Origin of the sequence: Paenibacillus sp. JJ-223, assembly GCF_927798175.1 — a bacterium.
Taxonomy (GTDB): domain Bacteria; phylum Bacillota; class Bacilli; order Paenibacillales; family Paenibacillaceae; genus Paenibacillus; species Paenibacillus hubeiensis.
Window position 1 is genome coordinate 241,393 of sequence record NZ_CAKMMP010000007.1, and the last position, 21,752, is coordinate 263,144.

The following is a 21,752-nucleotide window of genomic DNA, read 5'->3' on the forward strand; positions in this document are numbered from 1 at the left end:
ATGACACGCTCCTATCATGTATGATTGCAATCATGTCGTTATCTCGACCTCGCCAGGCGAAATCCCAAATCCTCGATCCCGAATGTCGGGTGACTGCGCCGTCGGCACGTCGCACCGCAGCCTCTTGCCTCTTCCGCCCAGCTTCCTCCGCGAAAAATGCGATACGAACCATAAACCTCCTCATCGTAAAGATCCCAGCACCATTCCCAAACGTTGCCGAGCATGTCGTAAAGTCCCCATGCATTGGGTTCTTTCTGTCCTACGGGCTGGGGCTTGCCGTTGGAATTTTGCGCATACCAACCGATGTCATCCAATTCCCCGTATCGGTAACCGGCTGTTCCGGCTTTACACGCATATTGCCATTCAGCTTCCGTGGGGAGCCGATAGCCGTCCGCTTCCTTTTTCCATCTGACCGTCTGACCATCCTCATGAATGCAATAGGATTCGGGCAGTCCGGCTTGCTGCGACATGGCATTACAGAAACGTATGGCGTCGAACCAGGACACATTCACCACAGGAATGCGCCCCTCGGAAGATGAAGCGGCGTTTTCCCCGGTACGCGTAAGGGAAGCATAAAGCTCCTGCGTGACCGGATAAACTGCTAATTCAAAGGGCAGAATCGTCTCGGTCCATTGCGTCTTTTTTCGATCATCCCTTAATTCAACAACGCCCTCTGAAATCTCCACCATAGGTGGAATGTGCATTCGATCATTTGAACCTGGCATCGGATTCCCCCTTGAAAATGAAAGAATAACTGGCGGTATGCCTTTCTCCCCTTCATATCGCATTTTGAAGATTATACCATCCATTTTTCACCATTGCTTATTATTCTTATTATGGACTCCACTTGTTTCATCCTGCATTGGTTCTGGACTGGTGCTGCACCGCATGACAAAAAGCCGCTTCCCTTTCCAATTCGGAAGGGAGAAGCGACTCTTTAATGATAATGACTACAATGAGACCGTTGAAATTCATTCAAACCATGTTCAAACTAACGCCTTTACTCTGCAGCCAGCTTGCCGTTCTTCAAGAACAGCACCCGGTCCACGAATGGCAGCACGCGTTCATCATGGGTTACCATGACCGCGCTCTTGCGCTGCTCCTTCACTTGAGCAGCCAGCATGCGCACAACGTCGAGCCCACGCTCGGCGTCCAGGCTGGCGGTCGGTTCATCCGCGAGCAGCACAGCCGGATCATTCATTAGAGCACGAGCGATTGCAACCCGTTGGCGTTCGCCGCCCGACAACTTTTCGGCATACGCTCTGCGGCGGTGGGACAACCCCACCTTCTCGAGCAGTTCGTCGATTCGTTTCGCCGCCTGCCCTTGATCCATTCCTGCCAGCTTTGCGATCAGCATCAACTGCTCATCAACCTTCAGGTACGGAATCAAATTCGCGCTTTGGAACATAAATCCGATCTTCTGCAGCCGCAGGTCGGCGATCCCCTGCTTGCCTTTGCCTTGGATCGGCTTGCCGTCCAGCAGCACTTGTCCTTTCGTCGGTTCAAGCAGCGCACCGGCGATGGACAGGAACGTACTCTTTCCGGAGCCCGACGGACCCATGACCGCTACCAATTCCCCTTCTTTTACCTTCAGCTCCAGCTTGTCCAGGATCGTGCGTTTGCTGCCTCCATCCTCGAACGCATGCGTTATGTCATGCATTTCCAGTCGATTACTCATGCTGCCGTCCTCCCAATCGCATCCAATGCGTCAATTCTGGTGACCTTCCATACCGAAAACAGCGATCCCGCCAGCGACATGGCCAAGAACAGCACGCAAGTCAGGGTTAGCGTGGAAGCGCCGAGTTGGAATGGCATCGAAGCTGGCAAAACCGACTCGAACAATCGGACCAACAACACGCTGATCGCCAAACTGCCGACGGAAAGCAGCAATATCTGGAGCGTAACGCTTCCGGCAAGATACCCGTTCCGGGTCCCGATGGCTTTCAGAATGCCGAATTGGCTCGTTTTTTGGATCGTGATGACGTAGAAGAAAACGGCGAGCACAAAGGCCGAAATCACGTACAAAAATGCAATCATCATCAGGAGAGAACCTTGCTCCTCTTTGTAACCGGGGATGGCCGAAATCGCTTCGGATTTCGTGATTACTTCGGTGCCGGGTACGGCAGCCGCCAGACGTTCGGCATCCATGTCTGCACCCTTGACGGCAATCGCGTTGTATACGGGAGATTGCGCAGATGCCGCTCCTTCAGCATTCCGCGCCGGCCCCCGAAGTTCCCGCCAATCTTCGTCGGTCAAATAAACCACCGGCGCATGGCTGAACGATTCGTCGTTTACGAACCCGCTCACCGTCCACTCCTTGTCCGAGGCCTGATCGACCAGCACCGTGCCGATCTTCACGCCGGACTCTTCCAGCTTCCGGTCCACAATGACCTGCCCCCGCTGCAATTCAGCCATGGGAGTCCCCTCCGTTACTGTCGGAGCCAGCCAGCCCTTCGGGTGAACCGTAAATAGCGCCACGTCAACCTTCGTCGTTTCCCCTGACGGGCTGACCGTCGTCATTTTCACGCCCAGCGATTCGGCATTGCCTTGTCCCGCCAAGGAGCCCGCTTGATCGACCTGCTCCTGATTCACCTGGGAGCGTGTAAAGCGATGATTCGAATCCTGCTCCAACACAAAGTGGGTTGCTGCCATATTTTTGATCGATGCCGCATTGTCGTAGGCGAGCCCTTGAGCTAGTCCCGTAACGAACAGCACCAGAAACGAAATCAGCACCATGATCGCCCCGATCAGCGCATAACGTCCTTTTGCAAACCTTATTTCACGAATAGCCAAATACACGTTGTTTTCCCTCCTTCTTGATGACTCAAGTATAGGAGGCGAAAATGAACGGCGCATGAATAACACATTACAATCCGCTCGGGGGTGAACGTCGTATCCGGTTCATGCTAGAACGCAAAAGCAGGCCAACATGACAAAAATGAGTCAGTCTGATCCATATTGTTTCTGGCCCGGGAGCGTGACCGTAAACACCGTTCCTTCCGGCGAGCTGGACACCTCCACCGTACCGTCATGCAGCCGCACGATCTTCTGCACGATCGCCAGCCCGAGGCCCGTGCTTCCGGATGAGCGTTCCCGCGCCCGGTCCACCCTATAGAACCGATCGAACAGAAACGGCAGGTGCTCGGCAGGAATGCCATCGCCCGTATCATGAATGTGCACGACGACAACATCATCGCGCTGTTCAGCCTGGATGTGAATGCTTCTGCCGGATGGCAGATGGTTCACCGCATTGCCAAGCAGATTCATCCACACTTGCATCAGCAGCACGTCATCACCGTATAATTGGATCGTTTCCGGTACGGACATGCGGAGTGACAGCTCCTTTTCCTCCAACTGCCACTGCAGCACTTGCACGGCCTGTCGAATATGGCCGCGCAGCGAGATTCGTTCCTTGCCTATCGCTTCACTGCTTTGCTCCAGCGAGGACAGCAGCAGCAATTGTTTGCTAAGCCGGGACAGGTGCCGGCTCTCCTCTTCAATGACCGAGGCATAATGCTCCCGTTCGTCCACAGGCAGCTCCCGCTTCGCCAGCAGTTGGGCAAACCCCTGAATGGAGGTCAGCGGCGACTGGATCTCGTGCGAAACGTTGGATACGAACTGCTGCCGCGCCTGGTCCACCCGTTCGAGTTCCCCGCTCATCGTCATGAAATGCCGGGCCAGCTGCCCGATCTCATCCCTGCGCGCGGTAGGCAGCTTCAAATTGTAGTTTCCCTGCGCGATTCGTTTCGTCGCTTCCGACATTCGTTCGATCGGCTGAACCAGATACCGGGTGCTGAACAGGAACAGCAGGACGCAGATCGCTACCGCGAGCAGCCCGATCAGAGCGAAAAAAATCCGCAGCTCGCCGAACTGCAGTATGACGTCGGGACGCATGAACATGGCGTAGCTGCCCTGCCCGATGTGCAGCGGCACGCCGACCGTATTGCTGAGCGTATTGTCAAAGAAACCGGAAATGAACGGCTGGCCCGGAAATTCCGCCACGCCATGGTACGTCTGTCCGCCCAGCACCTGTTCGATGGCGCGCACGTCCAGATCCTTCTCGCGGAACTCGCGCCCATAGTACCGTTCGTCGCCTTCTCCGTTCGTTAGATAAATCTCGTATCCGAGTGCAGCCGCATTGTGCAAATACGCATCCATATCCTCGGGAACCCGCTCGACAAACCGTTTCATCTGCTCCGCGATGCCCACCAGCTTCTCGTCATTAAAAGGCTTCAGCTTGGCGTGGTAATATATGTTGGATAGAAGAAAACCAAGCATGGCCCCGGCGAAAATCACCGCCATCGTGATGAGAAACACGCGAAAGTACAGCGTTCTCACGGCGACTTCACCTCGATCTTGTACCCGATGCCGCGTACCGTCTGAATGACGAAATCATCCGCATAGTCGGCAAATCGCTGCCTGAGCCGTTTGATGTGCACGTCCACCGTACGGTCATCCCCTTCATAGTCCTCGCCCCAAACCAACCGGATCAGCTCTTCGCGGGAGAACAAACGGCCCGGAAACTGCGCCAATTGCGAGAGCAGCTCAAACTCCTTCATCGGCAAAAAAAGAAGCGATTGCCCGTCCGACACCTCTACGTTTTTCCGGTCAATAACGATGCGATTCATGCGAATGAGATCGCTGAAGGTGCGATTGTAGCGCCGAAACAGCGCCTGGACCCGATATACCAGCTCTTCCGGCTCGAACGGCTTGGTCACGTATTCGTCCGTCCCTTTCAGATATCCCTCCCGCTTGTCCGCCAATTGGTCCTTTGCCGTAAGCAGCATGATCGGGAGATCGTAGTTCTGACGGATGAAATCGCATAATTCCAGTCCGTCCATGCCAGGCATCATAATATCGAGGATCGCCAGATCGATGGTTTCCTTTTGCAGCAGGTTGACCGCTTCGAGCCCATCCTTCGCTTCGTGCACCTTATATCCTTCTCTCGTCATGACATGCCGCAGCAACGCCCTGATGTTTGCATCATCGTCCGCCACAAGCAGTTGTTTCATATCGTTGTTCGTCTCCTTTTGTCCCGTTTCATCCGATGCCGCAGCGTTCAGCGTTGCGGCAACAAGCCTGCACAGATGGTAGCATAAATGACCGGCGCAATGCCAGCTAAATGCCCAGCACCGAGATGTATTCATGCATCTCCAACTGTTCGCGCAGCCATGTCCGAAATCCATGCACCAAATCAGCCAGCCATGCGATATGCTCATCATAGGATTGACGGAATTCCTCCTCGCCATCGCCATAGAAAAAATCGACGTGCTGTTTAATCGCCTCCATAGAAGGACGTTCCCGCAACAATGCAGCGAGCACATCCAGCCTTTTTAATATGCGTGCCCATTCCTGCTTGGAAATGACATTAAAACCATAATGGTCATATGCCGGTACTTCTCGTTCTATGGACGTCTCTATATAGGCAAACGTCTCTTCCGTAAAGAAAACCGAGCCTTCATTCCAGCATTTCCCTTGGTAAGTGCCCGGTAAAATTTCAATATAACAACTGCCTTCCAGCTCACTTTGATCCGTAATCATGCCTCTGCCTTGATACTCCGTCTCCATGCTAACCAAGCCTCCCGAAAACCGATTCATAAACGATGCGCTGCTTTGGCCTTAAAACGATGAATCTAAATACTTATCGTATGCATCCCTGCTTCACCAAGAAAGTCCTGTCTGGACAAGCCCTGTTCTCCTAACAGCAAACGATAATGCGTAATCGTGCCATCATGCGAGATGATCCACGCCCGGTCAGCCTTTTCTCGAACCCATTCCAGCAGCCGGGAGGCTTGCGCCTCGAAACGTTTTTGCTCCATCCGGTTGATGCCCTCGCCCCCTTCCCAACAGTCCATTTCCCCATCCCAAATGTAGGCCTGCGGAACAGCCAGACTCACTTCTTCTCGGGAATAGATGCGGTCGCATGCTAAAAACGAATACTCCGGATGCTGTGGAAGCATTCTCGGCCCGACGAGCGGCGTAACGATCATCCCCGGATGATTGCTTCCCGCCAAAATGAATGCCGTTTCAATCGTTCTTTTTGTCGGACTTATAAGGATTGCATCATTAGGGTGGATAAAACATCTGGCATGCAAGTGCTCCACCTGTCGTTTCCCCTGTGGCGTAAGGCCAGGATGCGTCGTATTCAACCGATGCGGGTAATCCAGCAGATGTTCCGCATGTCCATGTCTAACAAAGCTAATGTCCATCGGCGGAAGCCTCCAGAAAATCCACATACTCGGCATAATTGTTCTCCCATTTGGTTGACACTGGTATGGAACCCTCCTATAATAAGGATAACAAAACATATGAACGAACGCTCATATGTTCATACAAAATGGTTTTCATTGATTTACACTCAATCACAATCATAACCGAAACAATGCATTACAAAGGAGAGGATTTCAATGTCCGCACAGCAACACGATCATCAGCATGACCATGGGCATCACCACCATGGAGCGAACGCCAACAAAAAAGTGCTTTTATTCTCTTTCATCATCATTACGGGTTATATGATCGTCGAGGCCATCGGCGGTTTTATGACCAACAGCCTGGCCCTGATCTCCGATGCGGGTCACATGCTGTCCGATGCCATTGCGCTTGGCGTGGCGCTGCTCGCATTCACGTTTGGCGCAAAAGCCGTCAATATGGGCAAAACGTTCGGCTATCGCCGCTTTGAAATACTGGCCGCCGCTCTGAACGGGATTACGCTTATCGCCATTTCCTTGTACATTTTCTATGAAGCCATCGAGCGCTTCCTCCATCCGCCCGAAGTCGCCACGCTCGGCATGTTGATCATCAGCGTCATCGGCCTGCTCGTCAACATTCTTGTTGCGTGGATCATGATGCGTGGAAGCGATACGGACCATAACCTGAACATGCGCGGTGCCTACCTGCACGTCATCAGCGACATGCTGGGCTCCATCGGCGCCATCGCTGCCGCCCTGCTTATGATGTTCTTCGGCTGGGGCTGGGCCGATCCGCTCGCCAGCGTCATTGTAGCTGCACTGGTGCTGCGCAGCGGATTTTACGTCACCAAATCGGCGCTGAATGTGCTGATGGAAGGAACGCCTGCCAACGTGGACGTGGGCGATCTGGTAGAGACGATCCAACAAGTCGACGGCGTAAAAGGCGTGCATGACGTACACGTTTGGTCCATCACGAGCAACCTGAATGCACTGACCGCCCATGTGGTGGTAGACGGAACGCTGAGCATTTACGAAGCCGAGGTGCTTGTGCAGAAGATCGAACATATGCTGGAGCATAAAGAAATCAAACACGTCACCCTGCAAGTGGAGTCCGAGAAACATCTGCATGACACCTCCGTGTTATGCACCGTCAAAGCCGATGCGCCGGATGCGCATGCGCATCATCATCACTGAGTGAACGACAAGCCTGGCATCGCGGAAAATAAGACGAGGGTCGTCTCCTGATCGAAGGAGCGGCCCTCATTTTTATTTTGGTGGCTAGGTGGCAACGTTGCGATCTTACCGTTCGCTATAAATCGAAATCCGCCCTCTCTCGATGGCTGGAGCTAAAAATAGAACTAGGATAATTTATGGCTATAGGCGGAATGCGGTCTTCCGGAAAAAATTGAAGCTGCTTCATCTCTTCGTTTTCCCGCTGCAGCTCACCCTCGCGAATCGTACACTCAAACACAATCGTGATATATTCAACCTGATGCCCGTTCGCATACGTAAATCGGTAGGTTTCTCCGCCATATACGCCAATGATCCGTTCCGGATGAATCGTTAAACCTGTTTCTTCGAATGCTTCCCGAATCATGGCTTCCGCCGGCGTTTCTCCCAGCTCGATCGCTCCCGCGATCAAGCCCCACTTCTCTTCATGATGCTTCCTGCCAAACAACATTTCACCATGTTCATTACGGATCACTCCGGCCACGCCTGGCATAAAAATCAGCTGGTTGCTGACCTTTTCTCTCAAGTTTTTATAATAATCCGACATGCCCATAAGAGGACACCTCCTATACTCGCTCTACCCGTCTGCCGCCTGCCTTCCGTTCATTCCTCCTGAGCACTGGGCTCATCTGCAAAATGCTCGAAATAATCCGCAAATGTCCGATAGAGCCATACAAAATGATCGACCTCAAGCTCATAATGTCCCGTGAATTCCACGTGAGTCGGTTGACCTTGATCCTGGATGATGCGGTGTCCGTATTCACCTAACCATACGCTCTGAAAAGCCAGCTTGGCCTGAACGGCAACACTTAGAGCCCGAAACCAATCCCTAACGGAAAGCGACCGAGAGAAGACGCCGTCCAATTTCCATTTTTGCGGAATGAAATGCACGATCATTTCGTCTTCCTCGCCTTCCATTTCCTCTTCCACGACTAGGATCCCGCCTAGCGACACTTTTAAATTTTCGCCAATGTGCTTATAAGCCAATGCCTTTCGAGATTGAGGGACCGAACCGTATGACACGCCATACTCGTTCTCTCCATACCCGTCTTCCAGATACTTCATAATGGGTGCATCCAGATCTACAAGGATTACAAGTTCGTCCTCTTCCATGATGCGCCCGTGATTTTCAACATATTGACGCAGGGCTGCTCTCTGCTCTTTCCTGATGATAAGAGAGTACTTCTCCTGCTGACGATAATGCGTCCCGTACCGCTGCAGCTCTCTGGGCCAATGCCTGACAAACCCGTTCATCCTGCGGACAAAATCCATCCTGGTCCCTTGAGAAAAACCATCTTCTTTGAACTCCAGCAACGCTTCTTTGCCGTTTCCGTAAATAATCCGCTGCCCCTCGGCTTCCATATCCATGTATGTAATGATCGCATCCACATGTTTGCTTAACGCGACAAACCAGCTTCTGACCGCATTCGATTCTTGAAGCATGAGACTCATATCCGAAGTCACGGCGGCAAAACGAATACGCAATCGTTCCGGATCGTGATCCAGCTGATCTTCCGAATACTCTATAGCGCCAATTCTTGCCTTATTCCCTGGAAGGAGCGAGCGTCCAATTTCATCCTGATCATAATGCGGCCTAAATGAATACCCTCCCTCCAAATACTTCAATATCGCGGAGTCCACGTCAAAATGAAGGCAAAAGCTGTTCGTGCCTGTCAGCTCCCCATGTGCTTGGACATAACGGAATAGACGCTCCTTCTGATCCTTGCGAATGATAAGCCTATAGTTATAGTCGAGTCCCATTCGATCCCCCCAAAACATGAAAACCAAGTGCGCAAACACTTGGCTTCCTATTTCCCTGCACAAATATGAATTCAACATCGCAGAAGGGCACATGCTGTATACCATTTTATCTATATTTTACCGGCATACGCTCCTGGGCACAATCACTGTCGTGCTACAAATCTTTTCTTTTGAACACATTCACCGTCACATAAAAGGAAGCGATGAACAATGCCAGAATGCTAATCGCAATGACAAGCAGTAACGGAAAACCGACCAGATTGCGTTCATTCGCCAAATTAAAGAGGTATGCTGCCGGCTGAGCCAGCAAAATCATGGCAACCAAAAACACCACGTTAATGACGCCTGCCCCCTTTTTGCTCAAAGAATAAAACAAAGGCATGTAGATCGAAATCAGCACCAGCAGTATGCCCAGCGGAACCAGAACACCCAGCACCGTATAGTCGGGCTTGTTCAAGCTGTACTCCGGCGCAAACCGCGCCACGGCGGCATGGATGACAAAGGAGGCCAGTATGCCGAATAGCGAGTACAGGATCGCCATCATATATTTCGCCCGCACGATCTGCTTGCGGCTAATCGGCAGGGTGACGAGAAAATTGTGGTTGTGGTTTTTGATATCGATCATCGTCGCCAGCATGACGGAACCAAACGCGGTATAGATGCCGACATAATAGAAGGATAACTCCATGCTCGGAATGAATGCCACGCTGAAAATAACCAAATATAGAAGCACCGTCCATTGCGAGCTCTTGAGCGCGATAAAATCTTTGCGAAGCAGGTTAAGCATGAATGCGTCCTCCTTTTGCCGTGAAATACATGATGTCCTCCAGCGAAGCTTTCTCCAGCAAGGCATCGTGCCCGAACAATTGTTTAGCATGACTCCGGTTACCCACCAATCCTTCAAAACCGACCGCCGTCTCGCGAATGCCGACGAATTCGCTGCGAATGTCCGCATCCAGCAGCTCCGGGCCTCCTTTGACGATGGCGTACCGCTCCAGCACTTCCTCTTTGGCTTCATTGAACACCAGCTTGCCGCGATGAATGAAGGCAATGTAATCCGCGATGCGGTCGAGATCCGTCGTGATATGCGTTGAGAACATGATCGACTTGTTCTCGTCTTGCATCATATCCGCAAGCAGGTCCAGCATCTCCCGGCGGAACACGGGGTCCAGCCCGGAGGTCGGTTCGTCCATGATCAGAAGCTCGGCATCGTGGGATAGCGCAAGGGCCAGCGCCAGCTTGATTTTCATACCTTTGGACAGCTCCTCGACCTTCTTCCGGGGAGACAGCTCGAACTGCTCCAGCAAATCGTTAAATTTCCCTTCATTCCAGCGGTCGTAGAAGGGGGCGATCATTTTTTTCAGGTCACGGATATTCAGATGCTCGTAATAAAAGCATTCATCGGATACAATCCCGATACGCTGCTTGATCTCTACTTCATGCTTGGACATGTCCCTGCCGAATATTTTCACGTTTCCTTGGTCTGGGCGAACCAGGCCGAGAATCATTTTGATCACCGTGCTTTTGCCGACGCCGTTCGGGCCGATCAAGCCGGTGATATATCCTTTCTTCACGTTCAGGGACACATTGTCCACGGTAAACTGAGGGTACCTTTTGGTGAGATGGCGTGCTTCAATGGCATTCATTCTGTGCGTTCCTCCTCAAACAATAATTGGAAGTGCTCAATGACTTCCTGTCTGCTCATGCTTAATTCCTTGCTCTCGCGGATGACGTCCAGCATTTTGGCTTCCAGCCGTTTCATGCGCTGTTCCCGGATAAAATCCGTATTGGCTCCCGACACAAAGGATCCCTTGCCGAGAACCGAGTCGATCAGCTGCTCCTTTTCCAATTCCTCGTAGGCCCGCTTTGTCGTAATGACGCTGACCTGCAAATCCTTGGCCAACTGCCGAATGGAAGGCAGGCTGTCCCCCGGGGCCAATTCGCCGCTCAGGATGCTCTGCCGAATCTGGCTGATGATCTGAACGTAGATGGGATCGGTCGACGCGTTCGATATGATGACTTTTATGCCTGTAACCTCCTTGCGGTGTATCCGTGTATATACTGTATATGTATAATATATACACTATACACTCTTTTGGTCAATGCCTTTTTTCATTTTCGGATTGTTGTTTATGGTTAAAAGAAACAAAAAGACAGCCGCAACTCCGGCTGCCATCCAGGCATTCATCGCTCACAACATGCAGCATCGGCATCACGAACTTTGAATTCAACCTGTATTCTGTTGTTCAAGCCTGCCAGGCAGTCCCTTCGTTAAAGGCTTCGCAGTTCGTCCGTCGTACCTGTAAGTTCCGCCCATCTGGCCGATAGGAATTTGGCATAATCCAAAGCCCCGATGCCGTATGTCCCCAGCGAATGACCATCGTTGATCTCCACCAGCTTCATATGGCCTTCCTTGTCGATGCCAAAGTCCATGCCATAAGCCGCTGGGGCATCCTTAAAATCCTTGACTGCGTTTCGTATGACGTTGACGTCCAGCTTGGAATCCCACGCCCCTTTATATCGACGGATATCCAGTATCTCTCCGTATCGAATAAAACAACGCCATTCCGTCACAAAGTCCACCACTTCGGAACACCAGACTGCGGCATCTTCCAGATCATCCATGAGTCCGATAAAATCTTTGTATTCCTTCACGACGGTTCCGGCAAACTTTTTGGTGACATCCTTCGGTTTGACGAATACATTCCAGTGCTCCTGATCCTTGAACAGCTCCCGCATCGTCGTAACCCACACCTTCCGGCCCAAATAGCCGGCCAAACAGGCTGGATAGTCGATTTCCTCCCGGTTGCCGGCCACCCCCAATTGTTCCAGTCGTTTTCTTACATTGCCGATGCCGCCTACGACGACATGTTCCGGATGCCTCTCCTGAATTCCGGCAATATCATGGTACTTGACCGTTTCCCAGCCCAGTGCGGTGAATCCTTCATTGGCAATAAAGGCATTGACGTTATAGAAGTCGCCCTTTGCATTCGTCTGTATGTACGCTCTCATCGACCGTTCTCCTCGCTTTTTTACTTTTCGTAAAAGTCCCACAATCAGAGGCAATCTTCCCGCCCACTCCGGGGGCGCTAAATCAATGCCTTAACCATGTGTATAGTGATCATCGACTTCTCTTCCGTCTTTGTTATACGGAGATCAAATGGTTTGAAACCCTGCTTGGCGTAAAAAGCCAAGCCTCGTGAATTGGTGCTATGGCAGGCCAAACGGAGCGTTTGGCTGCCCAGGCTGTTTTTCGCTTTGTCCAGCATGACGCCAATCAAAAATGGCGCCGCCCCTGTGCCCCGATACCCGGGTGAGACGATCACATTGCCAAGCCAACACGTCCTTTCGGCAGGGTCGTTTCCGTATATGTTTGCATAGGCCACGACTTCATTCGTATGTTTATTCAGAACAACCGTCGGCTCGTGGCGATCCTGCAATAAACTCAGAATTTGATCGGGCGTTAGCGGGTATGTAAATCGGGGACTGATATAGTAAAGTTCTTCCTCGTTCTGCGGAAAAGTACAGATCGTTTCCAAATCGATATTTTCAAGATTTCTGTGAATGTACATTGTCTGCCCTCTCCTTCCAAGGTCATATCCGCTCTTCCTGCCACCATTCATCAAAATGCTGTTTCAGAAACTCTACCTCTTTCTGGTAATGATCAAGATGGCCTTCTTCCACCATTTTGACGAATGCGGCCTCTCCAGCAGCTGCGCGCTCGGACAACGTTGTACACATGTGCTGAATTCGGGAGATTACCCATGCTTTAAGACTGCCGGGCACTAAAATACCATAAGCATCTAAAAAAAGTCCGATGCGTCTTCCCCGTTCGGCAGCATGAACCTTTGGGTCATACTCCACGACAACGCGATCCTCACTTCCTGGTGAAATACCCGATAAAGGAACAGATGTATACAACATATACACGATGTCCCAAATGCGAGGCCCCGGACCTGCCATATCGAAGTCAATCAGACCAACGGGATGTTCTCCGTCAAAAACGACGTTATACAAGGCCGCATCGTTATGGCAAACCACCTCATGCAAGGAAGGATCAGGGTAAGCCTGTAGGGAGTCCACCGAAGACTTGAAGCCGACGGTTGCATCATGGTAGCTTCTAAGAAGGGTTGCAAGCGAAACCAATACTTCATCCGACCACATCGTTCTGTCTATTTCGGGATAATCGTTTCCCGGAACTACGCCCTCCAGATACGTCAGAATTTCTCGCCCCTTCTCATCCATCCCCCTAAACCTGGGCGTATTCGGATAACCCACCTTTTCAAGATGCTGCAGCAGTTCATGTACATACGAATCGGATTGGACGCTGCGGCGCACTGTTCCTCCAATTCGGACGACGTGATTCACGTTTCCTCCAGAAAGAATTTCTTCACGCTCCGGCATGCAAAGGTCTCCTTCATCTATGTATTTTTCATATCGCCATATCCTTTACCCTTTATTGCAGCACGGTGCCGTTAAGATACTGTCTCTTTTGCTCGATCGTATCTGCAAGCCACACAGCCAATCCTTCTTTGCTCACATATATCACCTCGCCGATTTTGAAATAGGGGAACATCGTTCCTGGAAAAGTTCCATTATCATTTAGTTTCTTCTGTTCGGAAGCGATAATATTTTGAACATCGTTTTCCGAGAGATTCAGATAATCGGCCGCCTCAGCGATACTTAAAATTGGCCCGTATTCATTAGGATTAGACGACGACGCGACGGTTGGGACGCTTGTGTCCACGATGATCGACTCTGGTTGATTGCTTACGAAAATCCAGCTTCCTATAATGATGGACAACCCGATAATCCCGCTGGATATGGCGGAATAGTTATTGGTTTTCATCTATTGATCCTCCTCGTTACGCCTCTTTTCTTCCTTGCTTTCACATACGAGTCCGTACTCAACCATCTTATTCGAACGCAGTCTTAAGACCAAACTCAAATTCCCTCCTTGATGGTGATATGCTCCAATCAATTCCATTTCTCATAATCCTTTAAAATAAACTCCCCTTCTACTTCAAGAATCGTATCTGGTTTACTTCCATCGTAATAGCTGATGTCTGTCGTTCTCCCTGCCCACTTGAGATAAAAAACGCCCTTGTCTCTATACTCCAGTTCCACGGTGTTTTCATTAACTGCCTCATGCTCGAAATAATAGAGCCTCGCATCCAGACTTCTCGTTTCCGGATTGTATCCGTTTATAAGTTCGTATGACAAGGCCTTGAATTCTTTGAGGGCAAGATGCTCAAGGATCAACGTGATTTCCGCATCCGGATTCATGGAAAGCTCCGCCGTATCCTCAACGGACATTATGGCCGCAGGGTCTGTCTCCGTTTCAAACCATAACATAATCGTACCATCATCGTTTCTGACGGCAAAAGCATTGGAATTCACCAATCGGAATTGTTCAATGCCGTTAAAACGTTTAAGCGTTAACGTTCCCATTTGTTCTCTCCCTCACATTGATTCGGTAGGCTTATTTTGATTATTGATAAAAGATCCGTTCTCCTCGCAAAAAAGGCCGGCATCGCTCCGCACACAAGATCGGCATTCGCTCACGCATCCCATCGTGATGCTTCTCGTTCCCAATCTGAAAGACATAGAACCCGATGATCGCAGCGAGCGTTAAACCTTCCAGCAGCAGCAACTCGTTCTCTGAGCAAGCTCGTCCATAATACGCCTCAAGGAACGCATCCCGCCGATTCGCAGGCAGCATCATTGCACCCATCGCCGTGTCCGTCTGTGCGTAGCCCTTTCCGTAAAAACCGAAGTCGATGAACCGTACGTCACCATGCACCGTAAGGATCGCATTCCCCTGGCAAACATCGCCATGAATGAGGTCTGGCCCGTCATCCCCGCCTTCATCGGATAATCGCTCGTTCACCAACTGCAACGTTTCGTCAATGGTAGCCGCATCGGCAGGCGTAAATAAGCCTTGGGACACGCTCGAATGAATGACCTGCGCCATTCGTTTGTTGTAAGCCTTCCCCTGGCTCGGCCGTGCTTCCATGCCGGATGGATTGTACTGCCTGAAAAAAGCATGCAGCTCCGCCATATGCTTGCCCAGTTTCTTCGCAATATCGGCACCCTGCACGTCTTCTTGGCTCAGATCCCGGCCTTCCATCCACGTAAGGAGCGATGCATTCATTTTTTGTCCATCTGCTTCAAAGGTCGTGACAAGTTCTCCGCTCTTATTCCGTACAGGCACCTGTACTTCATCCCGACTCCATTGTCCCCACTGCTCCAACATGTCCAGTTCTGCCAAAATCCCTGCTTCAGTATGCTGCAGTCCCTTCATCTCCTGGACAAAGGGTTCATGGATACGAAGCAGATACCGTTTGCCGTCGCTGTCCTGCACCCGATAAGTTCGGTTCTCGTTATGCCGCAAGAACGTCGGCTCGGGCCGATCCATCTCATAAGCATGTAGCAGATGCATCAGCTGCTCATGGGTCATCACCATCACGCTCCTTTTTGTATTCATTCCCGCCATGCTGCCTGTTTTGCCTCTCCGTTAACGTGTGGATGTTTTTTGCGGCTAATATAGAATATCCCTTATTCTAGCATAGATGGAAATCGAGTCATACGCAAAGAGGCCGCTCCGAAGAGCGACCCTGTTCGTTCCTTGCGTTATTTTCCCGTCGAGAGAAGAAACTTCTCCAGCATGGCGGTGTCGGTAATGCTATGGTTGCAAGCTGTATCGTCCAAACACACGTACTGGCCGATGGAAGAAAAGTTGTCCGGCGAATTCCCCTTCGTCTTCACATTGAAGAATCCCAGCTCCTGATGGCGATTGCAGAACATGCAGTACCCTTTCTTGTTCGCGGCCGTGATCCGCCCCTCGATGCCGAGGAACTTGCCTTCATGCGGATATACGATGAACAAGCGGTTGGTCGCGATGTCGGTCCATCTCAAATACGTCGTATGCGCGTAATCCACCGTTTCCAGGTTCGGCAGCTTGAGCTTCTTCGCCTTCGGAAACAGCTTCTGGATTTGCTTCGCCGTCACTTGCGGAAATGGAATCAGGTGTGTTTCCAGCCGGTCCAGATATTCCTGCAGTTCATGCGCTGCCTCGTAAGAGGACAATTGCTCCAACAGCTGCCTTTGTTCGTCAGTCAACTCGTCGAAAGCCGCAATCGCGTTCGTGACGACCGTATGACGGACGGTTTGCAGCACTTTTCGATCCGCGACTGTGCGCAGTGTTTTCAACAGGAAATCAGCTTGTTTTTGAATGACATTCAATTGATGGTTTTGGATAAATGGTGTTTGCATGGCTTTCAGCCCCTTATTTTTATTGGAAAAGCAAATAAGGTGCAAAGCCTGCGGGATGAAACATTATGGTCAATTCAGGGCGATCGATTCTCTTCTCGTCGCGCCCTACACAAAGTCCGCCCCTATTCAGGCTTTGCGTAAGGCCTTTCTAGTGAACGAGCAATCCGGCACTGCCAATATTGCCACGGTATAACCCCCAATACAGTAGATATACTGGAATTATAGCAGGATTTGGGTTATTCGGGCAATGGTTCAACCTAGGAAGAATGGCAATAAACGATCGAACCTTCAGGTATCGATTCCGATGGGATTCCTTTGCCTAAACAGATGCCGATATTCTTTTTTCCAATAATGGAATAACTGATTTGAAAAGAAACCACTTCGAAAATTTGCTCTTCCATGTCTGGTTTTATGATCATAATCCGTTCCCCGATCATCTCTTTGATCTGTGCAGGCATGATGTCATCCAAGTCCGGATTAGCACCGGCAACAATGGTTCCATACTCCGGTGTATCAAACACCAAACCAACTCTAAAAAGCATTCCAGCATTCATCGGCGCGACCTCCTTAGAACTTGCACTATACTCATATCTAATACAGCATCCACTTGATTCTGTGAGCTTGGTAGGCCGCTGCATCGAATAAACGGAACTACATACAAAGTGTTGTCCGCTCTGTCTCAACATTCATATTTCAAATATCTTAATCGGTGTAGAGTTGTACCATGCTGCTCCATTTTGATATCAAAGATCTCATTCTCCAAGATCTGAAATATGATCGTTTCTCCCCATTCATCTATCGGCTTAATCCCCTTGGAATGCAAGTATTTCAACCCTTCATCTATGCCCCTAACTTCTGTATTCTTCCCGCCGTTATCATCATAATCCCTATATACAAGCCCTTCGGCAATCCAAAATGTTTTAACTTTGTATCGTTCAGATAACTGAAGCGGGAATTTCTCATCGTAGATAAATCGCCCTTGGGTATCCACAATGATGACCCAAGAATCGTGTATTCCGACTCCAAGAGCATCTCCCATGTTAACGGAAGTGACATCTTCAAAATATAATCCTTCTTCCGATTTGTGAAAAATATCCAAAATCTGATCAACATCATTCAATTCTGCTTGAATGCAGAGCAACCCGATATTCCACGCCATATGTTTGCCGCCTCCAATACAAATTTAAATTCATGATTGCTTTCCGTGAAAGCATACTCTTTAATATATTCTCATTAACTTCATAGGGAAGTCTACTCATATGAACTTCAAATATAGAGTTGAATATCTCATTCGTGTAATTTAAAGTTCGTTACTTGATCATAGGGGATAATAACTGCTCGTTTTTATTTAAGGTTGAATACATGGAGAATGATTTGTATAATGGAAAACAAGGAAAACGTAATGATATTTTTGTTTTCCTCGCTAATGTATAAAGAAAGGAGCTCAAATCATTGGGAAAAACATTGAAGACAGCCATGCTGGTCACCGATCTGGGATTCGTCGTGTACTGGCTTATCGTATTTCTTCAGCTGCTGCCGAAGGAGTTTCTCTACAAGGATTACGATAATGAAATGATGGTGGCATGGAATTTATCGTTTATTCCGCTGGACTTGTTGATCTCTTTTACCGGGTTAACGAGCATTTATGTTTATCAGAAGCGGCGGCAATTTGGAATTTCCTTGGGGATCATATCGTTAACGCTCACGTTTTGTTCTGGCTTGCAAGCCATCGCGTTCTGGGGACTGCGGCATGATTTTGATGTGTCATGGTGGATACCGAATTTGTTCTTGATGATTTACCCGCTGTTCTTCCTGCCTCGATTAATTCGGAAAATAAGCTAGGATGGGATGTGAGCCTTTTATGAAACAGAGAATTATGGAAGCTGTCAGGGAAGAAATCATGAAGCGGGGGCTGAAGTTTTCGCTTCGGGATATCGCTGCCAGTCTGGGGATGAGCACGAAGACAATATACCAATTCTATGAGTCAAAAGAGCAAATGATTAGCTATCTGATCGATCAATCCATTGCGGATATGCGGGAAGCCGAGCAGGAAGTGATGAACGATGCTTCATTGACTGACGTAGAGAAACTGAGAAGGGCATTAGTCATTTTGCCTCAAGGATTCGTAATTAAAGACGTTCGTGTTCTTCATGAATTAAAACAACGCTATCCGCAATTGTGGCATGAGGTGGATACATACTTAAACCATGAATGGGATAACATTCGGATCTTGATCCGGGAAGGAGTCGCGGCAGGAAGCCTCCGGCCATTTCATGTCGAGCTATTCATTCAGACTTACATCGGGGCTTTAAACCAGCTTATGGACATACATGTCGCGAACAAAATCGGATTGTCCCTGGATAAGGTATTGGCGCAAATGGTCGAGTTCTTGATGCAGGGGATTTTAAATGAGGGGAATGGATCGGAATGAAGCCGTACCTTTTTTTGCTTGTGGCTATTGTTGGCGAACTGCTGGGTACATCGATGCTGAAATTATCGAACGGATTTACGAAATTATATCCAAGTATTGCGGTGGTCATCTGTTTTGGGCTGGCTTTCTATATGCTTTCCTTGAGTTTGCAACACATTTCCCTAGGCATCGCTTACGCGATATGGTCGGGGGTAGGAACGCTGGCTACGGTGATCATCGGGATTCTGATATGGAAGGAAAAGGTGGGTTTAATAACGGTTCTTGGTATTGCGCTCGTTATTGCAGGCGTTGTATTGATCAATCTTGGCTCTTCTCCTATGGAACAGGAAGCTTAACAAAAGAGAGCATCGTCGCCGCGATTTGAAGACATCTTCCAAAACGGAGCGCTTTAAAGCCCACCCGTTGGTTAAACTAAAGCAGCCGATCTTTTGGGGCCGGCTGCCGAGTCATCGTTATTTCAAAACATCAGCACAATACCCATTTTATTTTAGTATGATGCCTACTGACCTTGCAATCCAATAAAAGATTTCGCCGATTGTTATTACTTTTTCAGCATTATTAATTTTATCATCAATTTCGTCTTTGCTATTTTTATCAGTGAGCATTTTAAATCTATCCCCTTTTCAGTTGATTCAATCCTGTTCTTATCGCAACAAGTACAGACGCAGCTAAAACCAGCCAAAATTCGTTATACTCTCCCAAGTAACGGATGTAAAAAACTGTATAACGTGTAGTAGTCCCCTATAAGTAAATTCACTGATTCTTATATTAAAGCAACCGGTTAAACACCTGTTAAATCCATTCTTAACATCACCTTAATTCAGGTTGATTAATCATTTCAGTACACGGATTTCATCTAAGTTAAGCTTCAATCTTATACCCCACACCCCATACAGTTTGAATGAGCTTATAGCCTAATATCTTGTCTACTTTTTCTCTTAGATTACTGATGTGCACCATCACCGTATTATTGCCCTCATAAGACTTTTCCTTCCATACCTTTTGAAAAATGTCTTCGGCAGCAAATACCTGACCCGGATGACTTGCAAGTAAATATAGAATATCAAACTCTTTTGCGGTGAGAACGATTTTTTCTTCATTGTACCTTACTTCGTAACGTCTATGATCAATGGTGAGTGGTCCGTACTTCAAAACGGAAGGATCTTCATACGTACTTTTATTTGCTGGGTAAGCCCGTCTCAATAATCCTTTTACTCTAATTACTAACTCCAGTAGATGAAACGGCTTGGTCATGTAATCATCCGCACCGATCAATAAACCTTCTATTCTATCCATATCCTCTGACTTGGCGCTGAGCATGAGAATCGGAATATCCTCACTCCTCTTCCTTACTTCCTTAGAGAAGGTGAGTCCGTCCATCTCGGGCATCATCACATCTACAATCATCAGATTTATTTCCTGTTCCTCAATGAATTGCAAAGCTTCCCGTCCATTAGATGCAGTCAATACAGTATAACCCTCTTGTCGAAGTGCAAGCGCCACAAGTCTTACAATTTCAAGATCATCGTCTACCACCAATATATTAGCATTCATCCTTATTCTCCTTTTTCAAAAACAACGTAAAGAAAGCTGTCCCGCTCACATCACTTTCCACCCAAATTTCCCCTTGATGAAGTTCAACAATATTTTTTGCAATAGCTAGACCAAGCCCTGAACCTGCCTCGGTACGTGCTTGATCCGCTCGATAAAACCGCTCGAAAACATAAGGAATTGCATACGGAGGAATTGGTTTCCCATAATTTCTTACTTCGATACGGATCCCACGTGTATCCTCCTGAAGCTGTATGTCAATCCATTTTCCATCCGCACCGTATTGTAGAGCGTTATTTATAAGATTTTCGTAAACTCGTACTAATTTCTCAGCATCTGCATGTAGCCAAACTTCACTATCTGGTAAGAATAAACGATACTCCATACGCCTTGCTTTAAACTCAGGAATAAACTGTGCAGCAAGCTGTTGAAGCATTCTGGTCAAATTTACCTGTTCTTTATGAAGCGAAAGTTTTGGACTTTTAGTACGAACATACTCAAAAAGTTCATTAACAAGACGATCTAAATTTTTGCTTTTCTCATAGATTATAGACGTATAGTATCGCATCTCCACTTCATCTTGGTAACGATCTTGTTCAATAATATAGAGATAACCAAGAATTGATGTTAGAGGCGTACGTAGATCATGGGATACCGAAGTAATAAGCTCATTCTTAGATTCTTCTGCTGCTCTCTCCTGCTGAAGGGAAAGCTCTAGCTGCTCAACGAGTTTATTGATGTTCTGTGCCAGACCTCCAAAAACCGAATCCTGTTCGCTAACAGGCAATTTTAAGTTTCGATTTCCTTCTACCATGGATTGAAGGGTTTGGGATAACTCCGCATAGTAACGAAAAGACCGCCGAGACACTATGAATAGATTGAATATGAAGGTAAAGAAAAAAACAAGGAACATAATAGAAAACACCTTGGGCAGCAATCCGTTAAGTTCATAAATTAAACTCATTATGAAGTTATATAATCCCTCTGAAATAGCTCTTACAATCAAGATAACAGCCATAAGTAAAAAACAAATTATTAACGCAAATACTGCGTTGAGACTAACAAATCTCGCCAGTTCCAAACGCATTCTCTTGTATTTCGTTTCCATCCAATCCACTCCACCCCGTACTTCAATTTATGAATATATTATTGTACGCAAATAACCATTTTATAAACATACCATATAACTTATATACGACATGCCCGGCATTTTCCACTGCTTCAGCTCACCCTAAAAATAAAAACTTTAGAATTCTTTATTTTCAATTTAAGCTTTCTAAATGTTCTCCTTGTAAACTGGTTACAAATCAGCT

Annotated in this window: 27 protein-coding genes; 4 read left to right on the top strand and 23 right to left on the bottom strand. The window is 48.5% G+C overall.

Going from position 1 to position 21,752, the window contains the following annotated elements; all coding sequences use genetic code 11:
• Positions 1–38: 38 nt before the first annotated feature.
• From L6H98_RS14890 to L6H98_RS14920, 7 genes are all read right to left on the bottom strand, one after another.
• Positions 39–725, bottom strand: coding sequence for an SUMF1/EgtB/PvdO family nonheme iron enzyme (locus L6H98_RS14890; protein ID WP_236416200.1), 687 nt, complete (start codon positions 723–725; stop codon positions 39–41).
• Between the two features lie 275 nt (positions 726–1,000).
• Positions 1,001–1,678: an ABC transporter ATP-binding protein gene (locus L6H98_RS14895; RefSeq protein WP_236416201.1), complete on the bottom strand. Its 678-nt coding sequence runs from the start codon at positions 1,676–1,678 to the stop codon at positions 1,001–1,003.
• Positions 1,675–2,799: an ABC transporter permease gene (locus L6H98_RS14900; protein ID WP_236416202.1), complete on the bottom strand. Its 1,125-nt coding sequence runs from the start codon at positions 2,797–2,799 to the stop codon at positions 1,675–1,677. The genes L6H98_RS14895 and L6H98_RS14900 overlap by 4 nt, the downstream gene beginning before the upstream one ends.
• Positions 2,800–2,943: 144 nt before the next feature.
• Positions 2,944–4,338, bottom strand: coding sequence for a HAMP domain-containing sensor histidine kinase (locus tag L6H98_RS14905; RefSeq protein WP_236416203.1), 1,395 nt, complete (start codon positions 4,336–4,338; stop codon positions 2,944–2,946).
• Positions 4,335–5,012, bottom strand: coding sequence for a response regulator transcription factor (locus L6H98_RS14910; protein WP_236416345.1), 678 nt, complete (start codon positions 5,010–5,012; stop codon positions 4,335–4,337). Before L6H98_RS14910 ends, L6H98_RS14905 begins: the two co-directional genes overlap by 4 nt.
• A 106-nt stretch (positions 5,013–5,118) precedes the next feature.
• On the bottom strand, positions 5,119–5,568 hold the full coding sequence (locus tag L6H98_RS14915; RefSeq protein ID WP_236416204.1) for a hypothetical protein: 450 nt from the start codon (positions 5,566–5,568) through the stop codon (positions 5,119–5,121).
• A gap of 65 nt (positions 5,569–5,633) precedes the next feature.
• Positions 5,634–6,209 carry a phosphoglycerate mutase family protein gene (locus L6H98_RS14920; RefSeq protein WP_236416205.1) on the bottom strand — a complete coding sequence of 192 codons (576 nt, stop codon included), beginning with the start codon at positions 6,207–6,209 and terminating at the stop codon, positions 5,634–5,636.
• A 198-nt stretch (positions 6,210–6,407) separates the two neighbouring features.
• Between L6H98_RS14920 and L6H98_RS14925 the strand changes: the two genes are divergently transcribed.
• A complete protein-coding gene (locus L6H98_RS14925; protein ID WP_236416207.1) occupies positions 6,408–7,385 on the top strand; it encodes a cation diffusion facilitator family transporter in 978 nt (325 codons plus the stop codon).
• A gap of 115 nt (positions 7,386–7,500) precedes the next feature.
• Here L6H98_RS14925 and L6H98_RS14930 read toward each other — a convergent pair whose 3' ends face one another.
• The 14 genes from L6H98_RS14930 to L6H98_RS14995 all read right to left on the bottom strand — a co-directional run bounded on the left by L6H98_RS14930 (position 7,501) and on the right by L6H98_RS14995 (position 17,616).
• Positions 7,501–7,974 carry an NUDIX domain-containing protein gene (locus L6H98_RS14930; RefSeq protein ID WP_236416208.1) on the bottom strand — a complete coding sequence of 158 codons (474 nt, stop codon included), beginning with the start codon at positions 7,972–7,974 and terminating at the stop codon, positions 7,501–7,503.
• A 50-nt stretch (positions 7,975–8,024) separates the two neighbouring features.
• The gene (locus L6H98_RS14935) at positions 8,025–9,182 is read right to left on the bottom strand and encodes a hypothetical protein (protein WP_236416209.1); all 1,158 of its coding nucleotides are present in this window, start codon (positions 9,180–9,182) and stop codon (positions 8,025–8,027) included.
• Positions 9,183–9,336: 154 nt separating this feature from the next.
• Positions 9,337–9,969: an ABC-2 transporter permease gene (locus L6H98_RS14940; RefSeq protein ID WP_236416211.1), complete on the bottom strand. Its 633-nt coding sequence runs from the start codon at positions 9,967–9,969 to the stop codon at positions 9,337–9,339.
• Positions 9,962–10,828, bottom strand: a complete 867-nt coding sequence (locus L6H98_RS14945; protein ID WP_236416212.1) for an ABC transporter ATP-binding protein — start codon at positions 10,826–10,828, stop codon at positions 9,962–9,964. Before L6H98_RS14945 ends, L6H98_RS14940 begins: the two co-directional genes overlap by 8 nt.
• Complete coding sequence (locus L6H98_RS14950) at positions 10,825–11,208, bottom strand: GntR family transcriptional regulator (RefSeq protein WP_236416347.1); 384 nt, start codon at positions 11,206–11,208, stop codon at positions 10,825–10,827. The genes L6H98_RS14945 and L6H98_RS14950 overlap by 4 nt, the downstream gene beginning before the upstream one ends.
• Before the next feature lie 245 nt (positions 11,209–11,453).
• On the bottom strand, positions 11,454–12,194 hold the full coding sequence (locus L6H98_RS14955; protein WP_236416213.1) for an ATP-grasp domain-containing protein: 741 nt from the start codon (positions 12,192–12,194) through the stop codon (positions 11,454–11,456).
• A 77-nt stretch (positions 12,195–12,271) separates the two neighbouring features.
• Positions 12,272–12,754 (bottom strand): GNAT family N-acetyltransferase, encoded by a 483-nt coding sequence (locus L6H98_RS14960; RefSeq protein WP_236416216.1) that lies wholly within the window; start codon positions 12,752–12,754, stop codon positions 12,272–12,274.
• A gap of 22 nt (positions 12,755–12,776) precedes the next feature.
• A complete protein-coding gene (locus tag L6H98_RS14965; RefSeq protein ID WP_236416219.1) occupies positions 12,777–13,586 on the bottom strand; it encodes an aminoglycoside phosphotransferase family protein in 810 nt (269 codons plus the stop codon).
• A gap of 52 nt (positions 13,587–13,638) precedes the next feature.
• A complete protein-coding gene (locus L6H98_RS14970; RefSeq protein WP_236416221.1) occupies positions 13,639–14,031 on the bottom strand; it encodes a helix-turn-helix domain-containing protein in 393 nt (130 codons plus the stop codon).
• A 128-nt stretch (positions 14,032–14,159) separates the two neighbouring features.
• Positions 14,160–14,633 carry a hypothetical protein gene (locus L6H98_RS14975; RefSeq protein ID WP_236416224.1) on the bottom strand — a complete coding sequence of 158 codons (474 nt, stop codon included), beginning with the start codon at positions 14,631–14,633 and terminating at the stop codon, positions 14,160–14,162.
• Positions 14,634–14,673: 40 nt separating this feature from the next.
• On the bottom strand, positions 14,674–15,642 hold the full coding sequence (locus tag L6H98_RS14980) for a phosphotransferase (RefSeq protein ID WP_236416226.1): 969 nt from the start codon (positions 15,640–15,642) through the stop codon (positions 14,674–14,676).
• A gap of 173 nt (positions 15,643–15,815) precedes the next feature.
• Positions 15,816–16,457, bottom strand: coding sequence for a FusB/FusC family EF-G-binding protein (locus L6H98_RS14985; RefSeq protein WP_236416228.1), 642 nt, complete (start codon positions 16,455–16,457; stop codon positions 15,816–15,818).
• Between the two features lie 257 nt (positions 16,458–16,714).
• Positions 16,715–17,011 (bottom strand): hypothetical protein, encoded by a 297-nt coding sequence (locus tag L6H98_RS14990; RefSeq protein WP_236416231.1) that lies wholly within the window; start codon positions 17,009–17,011, stop codon positions 16,715–16,717.
• A gap of 125 nt (positions 17,012–17,136) precedes the next feature.
• A complete protein-coding gene (locus tag L6H98_RS14995) occupies positions 17,137–17,616 on the bottom strand; it encodes a hypothetical protein (protein ID WP_236416233.1) in 480 nt (159 codons plus the stop codon).
• 293 nt (positions 17,617–17,909) lie between these two features.
• On the opposite strand from L6H98_RS14995, the gene L6H98_RS15000 reads away from it, so the two are divergent.
• The 3 genes from L6H98_RS15000 to L6H98_RS15010 are packed head-to-tail and all read left to right on the top strand — an operon-like array spanning position 17,910 to position 19,223.
• Positions 17,910–18,299: a DUF5360 family protein gene (locus L6H98_RS15000; protein WP_236416236.1), complete on the top strand. Its 390-nt coding sequence runs from the start codon at positions 17,910–17,912 to the stop codon at positions 18,297–18,299.
• Positions 18,300–18,318: 19 nt separating this feature from the next.
• Positions 18,319–18,888 carry a TetR/AcrR family transcriptional regulator gene (locus L6H98_RS15005; RefSeq protein WP_236416239.1) on the top strand — a complete coding sequence of 190 codons (570 nt, stop codon included), beginning with the start codon at positions 18,319–18,321 and terminating at the stop codon, positions 18,886–18,888.
• Complete coding sequence (locus tag L6H98_RS15010; protein ID WP_236416241.1) at positions 18,885–19,223, top strand: multidrug efflux SMR transporter; 339 nt, start codon at positions 18,885–18,887, stop codon at positions 19,221–19,223. Before L6H98_RS15005 ends, L6H98_RS15010 begins: the two co-directional genes overlap by 4 nt.
• A 526-nt stretch (positions 19,224–19,749) precedes the next feature.
• Here L6H98_RS15010 and L6H98_RS15015 read toward each other — a convergent pair.
• Both L6H98_RS15015 and L6H98_RS15020 read right to left on the bottom strand, forming a co-directional pair.
• Positions 19,750–20,442, bottom strand: coding sequence for a response regulator transcription factor (locus L6H98_RS15015; RefSeq protein WP_236416244.1), 693 nt, complete (start codon positions 20,440–20,442; stop codon positions 19,750–19,752).
• Positions 20,432–21,547 carry a HAMP domain-containing sensor histidine kinase gene (locus L6H98_RS15020; RefSeq protein ID WP_236416245.1) on the bottom strand — a complete coding sequence of 372 codons (1,116 nt, stop codon included), beginning with the start codon at positions 21,545–21,547 and terminating at the stop codon, positions 20,432–20,434. Before L6H98_RS15020 ends, L6H98_RS15015 begins: the two co-directional genes overlap by 11 nt.
• Between the last annotated feature and the right edge of the window lie 205 nt (positions 21,548–21,752).